Source organism: Sulfitobacter sp. HI0129 (genome assembly GCF_001635395.1).
Lineage (GTDB): Bacteria > Pseudomonadota > Alphaproteobacteria > Rhodobacterales > Rhodobacteraceae > Sulfitobacter.
This window is the reverse complement of sequence record NZ_LWGH01000562.1, coordinates 1-6,090: the sequence shown is the minus strand read 5'-3', so window position 1 is coordinate 6,090 and position 6,090 is coordinate 1. Positions and strand designations below refer to the sequence as shown.

The 6,090-nt window shown below is 58.2% G+C and carries 5 protein-coding genes and 2 pseudogenes; 1 reads left to right on the top strand and 6 read right to left on the bottom strand.

The window, feature by feature from the left end; genetic code table 11:
- Positions 1-352: pseudogene (locus tag A3764_RS15140) on the top strand (radical SAM family heme chaperone HemW); the annotation flags it as partial.
- Here the strand turns inward: A3764_RS15140 and A3764_RS15135 are convergent.
- The 6 genes and pseudogenes from A3764_RS15135 to A3764_RS15110 all read right to left on the bottom strand — a co-directional run.
- A complete protein-coding gene (locus tag A3764_RS15135; protein ID WP_067922402.1) occupies positions 346-1,236 on the bottom strand; it encodes a ParB/RepB/Spo0J family partition protein in 891 nt (296 codons plus the stop codon). The pseudogene A3764_RS15140 and the gene A3764_RS15135 sit on opposite strands and share 7 nt — an antisense overlap.
- A gap of 2 nt (positions 1,237-1,238) precedes the next feature.
- Positions 1,239-2,051 (bottom strand): ParA family protein, encoded by an 813-nt coding sequence (locus A3764_RS15130; protein WP_067922400.1) that lies wholly within the window; start codon positions 2,049-2,051, stop codon positions 1,239-1,241.
- On the bottom strand, positions 2,044-2,634 hold the full coding sequence (gene rsmG, locus A3764_RS15125) for a 16S rRNA (guanine(527)-N(7))-methyltransferase RsmG (protein WP_067922397.1): 591 nt from the start codon (positions 2,632-2,634) through the stop codon (positions 2,044-2,046). The genes A3764_RS15130 and rsmG overlap by 8 nt, the downstream gene beginning before the upstream one ends.
- Positions 2,631-4,490, bottom strand: coding sequence for a tRNA uridine-5-carboxymethylaminomethyl(34) synthesis enzyme MnmG (gene mnmG, locus A3764_RS15120; protein WP_067922394.1), 1,860 nt, complete (start codon positions 4,488-4,490; stop codon positions 2,631-2,633). Before mnmG ends, rsmG begins: the two co-directional genes overlap by 4 nt.
- A 12-nt stretch (positions 4,491-4,502) precedes the next feature.
- Entirely contained in the window at positions 4,503-5,789 is a 1,287-nt protein-coding gene (gene mnmE / locus A3764_RS15115; RefSeq protein WP_067922391.1) for a tRNA uridine-5-carboxymethylaminomethyl(34) synthesis GTPase MnmE, read from the bottom strand.
- A gap of 27 nt (positions 5,790-5,816) precedes the next feature.
- Positions 5,817-6,090, bottom strand: a pseudogene (locus A3764_RS15110) (hypothetical protein); the annotation flags it as partial.

Genomic DNA, 6,090 nt, shown 5'->3' with positions numbered 1-6,090 from the left:
ACCCGGCGCCCATGGCCGGGTGACGATTGACGGGGTGAAATGGGGCACAGAACAGTTCAGCAACCCGCGCCGGTGGATGGATGCCGAAGCTGCCGGAAACCCGGAAAAGCCCCGCGTCGCCCTTTCACGACAGGATCAGGCGGAAGAATTTCTGCTGATGGGCCTGCGCCTGTCCGACGGGATCAGCCTTGAACGGTATGAGGCGCTGGCGGGGACCAGTCTGGATGGCCCCGCGCTCAGGCATCTTGTCGATATCGGTATGATCGAACGGAACGGTGATAATATTTCTGTTTCAAATCAAGGCGTTATGGTATTGAACGCCGTCCTTGCGGAGCTTGTGGCCGATCAGTGACCGCCCAGTTTCCGGCATAGCTCATCCAGTTGGTCGAGGGTTTCATAGGTGACGGTCAACTGGCCACCCTCCCCGCCTGCAGTATGGCTCAAGGTGACCTTCATACCAAGGTTGGCCGAAAGATCACCTTCAAGCGCCTTGGTATCGGCATCCTTTTCCTCACCCTCTGTACGGCGGCTTCGGGTCGAACCGGGCGATTTCGCTGGTTCCTGTTCTCTCTTCACCAGTGCCTCGGTCGCCCGAACGGACAGGCCCTTTTCAACCACTGCCCGGGCAAGCTTTTCCGGCTCTGCCGCGGGGATCAGGGCCCGCGCGTGACCAGCACTCAGCGATCCGTCCCGCACCATGGCCAGCACCGGCTCCGGCAGTTTCAGAAGGCGCAGCAGGTTCGCGATATGGCTCCGGCTCTTGCCCAGTGCTTCCGCCATCTTTTCCTGCGTATGGCCGAACCGGTCCATCAACTGCCGATATCCGGTCGCCTCTTCGATGGAGTTGAGGTCGGCCCGCTGGATATTTTCGATGATCGCCACTTCGAGCACTTCGACATCGGTGAAATCTCGGACGATCACCGGAAGCTCATGCAGTTTGGCCATCTGGGCCGCACGCCAGCGCCGTTCACCCGCGACGATTTCAAAATCGCCATTACTCCGGGGCCGCACGATCAACGGCTGAATCACACCCTTCTCCTTCACGGAGTTCGTCAGATCCGTGAGGTCTTCTTCAGCAAATCTTTTGCGGGGCTGCTCCGGGTTAGGGACGATCTTTTCAATCGGAACGCGCCGCTCCGCCGCTGCCGGGCCCTGGCTTTCGGTTTCCGTCACATCCGCCATGAGCGCTGAAAGCCCACGACCCAATCCCCGTTTGCGCTCGTTCGTATCCGCCATGCTCAAGCTCCTGCCAATTCCTCGTTGTTCTTCATTATCTCTTGCGCCAAATCCCGATAGGCCAAAGCCCCTTTCGACCCCGTGTCATAGGACAGCACCGGCATCGCAAAGCTCGGTGCTTCACTGACACGGACGTTTCGGGGGATGACTGTCTTGAAAACCACATCGCCGAGCGTCGCGCGGGCATCCTGCTCCACCTGCTGGGAAAGGTTGTTCCGCCGATCATACATTGTCAGCACCACCCCCTCGATCCTGAGACTCTTGTTCCCCGTCTGCCGCACTTCGCGGATCGTCATCATCAGCTGCGAAAGACCCTCCAGCGCAAAGAATTCGCTCTGCAACGGGACCAGAACGGAATGGGCCGCGATCATCGCGTTGACCGTCAAAAGGTTCAGTGACGGTGGGCAATCGATCAGGATATAGTCGAATTCGAACTTGTCCATCGCCGTCTGGCGAAGGGCGTCATGCAGCAAAAAGCTGCGCTTTTCGTTCGAGATCAACTCCATATCGGCAGAGCTCAGATCGGTCGTGGCAGGGATGATCGAAAGGCCAGGCTGCCCAGATGGGAGGATCACCTCCTCCAAGTCGATATCTTCGAGCAGCAGTTCATATGTCGTGTAAACCCTGTCATTGACCTCAACCCCCAGCCCGGTGGAGGCGTTGCCCTGCGGGTCGAGGTCGACCAACAGCACTTTGCGCCCCGCTTCGGTAAGTGCAGCGGCCAGATTGATGGAGGTGGTTGTTTTCCCCACCCCACCCTTCTGGTTGGTGACAGCGATGATTTTTGGCCCCCGCGGGCGAGAAGGATCAAACACGCTTTATATTTCCCATCCTGATAATCGCTGCCTCGGCACTGGTTTTGCTGTCCAGTGCTTCATAATCAAACTGCCATGATTTTCGTGCTTCCGCGACCTCTTCACCCCATTTTTTTCCTTTCGGAAAATAGGCTATCGCACCGGGCTTCATATGCCGATGGGCCAATTCCAAGAGGGTCGGCAAATCAGCCAAAGCCCGCGCACTTACAACGTCAGCCTTCTGCGGCTCAAGCTCTTCTATCCTCTGACCGTGTATCTTAGCTTCCAATCCTAATTCTCGCGCTGCGGTCCGCAGGAAAGCACATTTTCTCTGGTCGCTTTCCACCAGATGAAACTGGTTGCTCCGCGCGCCGTTTTTATCCGCTATCGCCAGAATCAGCCCGGGAAAGCCCCCGCCACTTCCCAGATCCAGCCACTTTCCAGCACGATCATTCAATTCGTAAAGTTGAAGCGAGTCCTCGATATGGCGGGTGCGGATATCTTCCAGAGAGGATTTCGAAACCAGATTGATCTTCGGATTCCACTGGCGGACCAGTCGTTCAAACTCTTCGAGGTCCGCCAATGTTTCACGTGAAACATTCATCCCGCTTCCCGCTCCAAGCGCTTGAGACGGGCGAGCAAAAGCGTCAACGCGGCGGGGGTCATCCCGTCAATGCGTGAGGCCTGCGAAAGATTGGAAGGCTGGGCCGCCAGAAGCTTCGCTTTCAACTCATTGGAGAGGCCGGTCACAGCAGCGAAGTCGAAATCGCCGGGGAACTTCTTTTCCTCATCCCGCTGCAACGCTTCGACAGACCGCGCCTGCCGTTCAATGTAATGCGCGTAAAGCGCGTCACGCTCGATCTGATTTGCCGTATCAGCGTCTATGTCCGCGAACCGTGGGTCCAGCCCCCCAATATCACTGAACTTCGTATCACTCACGGCGAGGAGGTCATAGGCCGTGCGCCGCTGCCCGTCATGCCGCACAGCGAACCCGTGCGCCTCCAGTTCCTGGCTGGAATAGTTGCGCTCTTTCAGAACAGCCAAGGCATCCGCCAGTTTCTTCGCCTTCGCGCCAAAAATCTTCGCCCGATTGTCTGAAACACACCCAAGCTCGATCCCCAACGGCGTAAGTCGCTGATCCGCGTTGTCCGCCCGAAGGGAAAGGCGGAATTCAGCGCGGGACGTGAACATCCGATAGGGCTCCGTAACCCCGCGTGCCGTCAGGTCATCGACCATCACCCCGATGTAAGACTGCGAACGACTAAACACCGCCGGATTTTTACCCTGCACCGCCAATGCAGCGTTCAAACCGGCAATCAAGCCTTGAGCCCCAGCTTCCTCATACCCCGTCGTGCCATTGATCTGACCCGCAAGGAAAAGACCAGAAAGCCTCTTGAGCTGCAATGTGCCGTCCAGCGCCCGGGGATCGACATAATCGTATTCAATCGCGTAACCGGGCTGGAGAATCTCGGCCGCTTCCAGCCCGCGGATGGAACGCACATATTCCAACTGAACCTCTTCCGGGAGGGAGGTGGAAATGCCGTTGGGATAAATCGTATGATCGTCCAACCCCTCGGGCTCAAGGAATATCTGGTGGGAGTCCTTATCCGCGAAGCGTGTTACCTTATCCTCAATCGAAGGACAGTAGCGGGGGCCAACTCCCTCGATATGTCCGCCGTACATCGCGGAACGCGACAGGTTGTCGGTGATGATCTTGTGAGTGGCCGTATTGGTATGCGTAATCCCGCAAGAGATTTGCCGCGCCGATGGGCCATCAGACAGGAAAGAAAACATCTCCGGCGTATCGTCGCCCTCCTGCCGGTCAAGAATATCCCAATCGATGGTTCGTCCGTCCAGACGTGGCGGCGTACCTGTTTTCAGGCGCCCCATCGGCAGGTCCAGGGCATAAAGCCTTTCGGCGAGCTTGTCTGAAGCCTTGTTACCCATCCGCCCGCCGGAGGAGCGCTTCTCCCCGATATGAATGGTTCCGCGAAGGAAAGTGCCCGAGGTCAGGATAACTCGATCTGCGGAAAGCTCACTGCCGTCCGCGAGTGCAACGCCGGTGACCTTGCCAGCTTCGACAAGCAAATCCACCACTTCCGCTTCTATAAGCTGAAGCCGCGGGGTATTCTCGATCTCTTGAAGCATCTCACGCTGATAGATTTTGCGATCCGCCTGCGCCCGCGGCCCCTGCACTGCAGGCCCTTTCCTGCGGTTCAGAAGTCGGAACTGGATACCCGCCTTGTCGGCCACTCGGCCCATCAACCCATCGAGCGCATCGATCTCTCGAACGAGGTGCCCCTTGCCCAGCCCGCCGATTGCCGGATTGCAGGACATCACGCCGATGTCTGCACGCTTCATGGTGACGAGCGCCGTATCCACGCCCATGCGTGCGGCAGCATGTGCGGCTTCGCAGCCTGCGTGGCCGCCCCCGATAACAAGCACGTTGAAATGTTTCACGTGAAACACCCCTCACTTCCCGATACAAAAGTTGGAAAAGATCTCGTCCAACAGATTTTCGACATCTATTCGGCCCACAAGCGAATCCAGATGAAGGACAGCATGCCGAAGCCCATCCGCAGCGATATCATACAGGTCCGGACCAGTGCTGATCAAGGACCGTACTTCGGATAGATGCTCCCGTGCATTCACCATGGCAGTTCTATGCCGTTCATGCGTCGCGAGCCCCGCGTTCCCAGAACGGACAGAAAGAATGTCAGCAATTCGGTCCACTAGGTCGTTCACCCCTGCCCCCGTCAGCCCGGAAATACCCGGAGCACCACTCCGCGTCTCATCCATCTTGGGTTGCAGCACGATGTCATCATCCTGAACCGGAAGCGTCGCCGCCTCTTCCGGCGTCGCAAGGAAAACGCGCAAATCGGAATTCGCTGCCCGTTGCAAGGCCCGGGAAATACCGATCTGTTCAACTTCGTCGTTCGTGTCGCGGATGCCGGCGGTATCCAGCAAGGTCACTGGTAACCCGCGCAGGTTCATGCGTACTTCGATCACATCGCGGGTCGTACCGGCGGTGGAGGAGGTGATGGCCGCCTCCCTCCCCGCGAGGGTATTCAGCAAAGTAGATTTGCCCACGTTCGGCGCACCGAGGATCGCGACCTCGAACCCGCTTCGAATCCTCTCAGCTACGCTGGTGCCAACGATCTGTTGTTCCAGCTCACTCTCCACGGCGGAAAGCAGTTCAGCGACTTCGTCCGACACATCAACGGGAACATCCTCATCCGCGAAATCGATGGTGGCCTCCAGCAGAGAGGCGGCGCGGATCAGCTTCACCCGCCAGCCTGCCACCACGTCGCCCAATCGTCCCTCGAAAGCGCGGATGGCCTGCTTCCGCTGCGCTTCTGTTTCAGCATCGATGAGGTCTGACAGCCCTTCGACCTGGGCGAGGTCCATCCTGTCGTTTTCCAGCGCCCGCCTTGTGAACTCCCCCGGTTGGGCGAGCGCGGTTTCGGAGAATCCGCTCAACCGCCGAAGCACCGCCTGAACGATGGCGATGCTGCCATGAAGATGAAATTCGACGACGTCCTCGCCCGTGAAACTGGCAGGCCGAGCAAAGCAAAGGACGAGGCAACGATCGATAACCTCCCCATCGGCGTCCACAAACGCGCGCAAGGCAGTGCTGCGCGGCGCGGGCAAGGAGCCGACGCAGACCTGCGCAATCTCGAACGCCTGCGGGCCTGAAAGGCGGACGACGGATACACCTGCCCGACCCGGCGCAGTGGCTTGAGCATAGATCGTCGACATGTTAAACTACTGATATTATTTATTAAATCAGGTATTCATGGAGTCGAAGAAGTCGGAGTTCGTCTTCGTCTGCTTCAGCTTGCCGATCAGGAACTCGATCGCATCCGTGGTGCCCATCGGGTTCAGGATACGCCGCAGGACAAAGGTTTTCTGCAGGTCCGTCTTCTCCACCAGCAGATCCTCTTTCCGGGTGCCGGACTTGAGGATGTCGATGGCCGGGAAGACCCGCTTGTCCGCGATCTTGCGGTCCAGCACGATCTCTGAGTTGTTCGGCCACCGCCATGCTGGAGGAGGCCCGCGC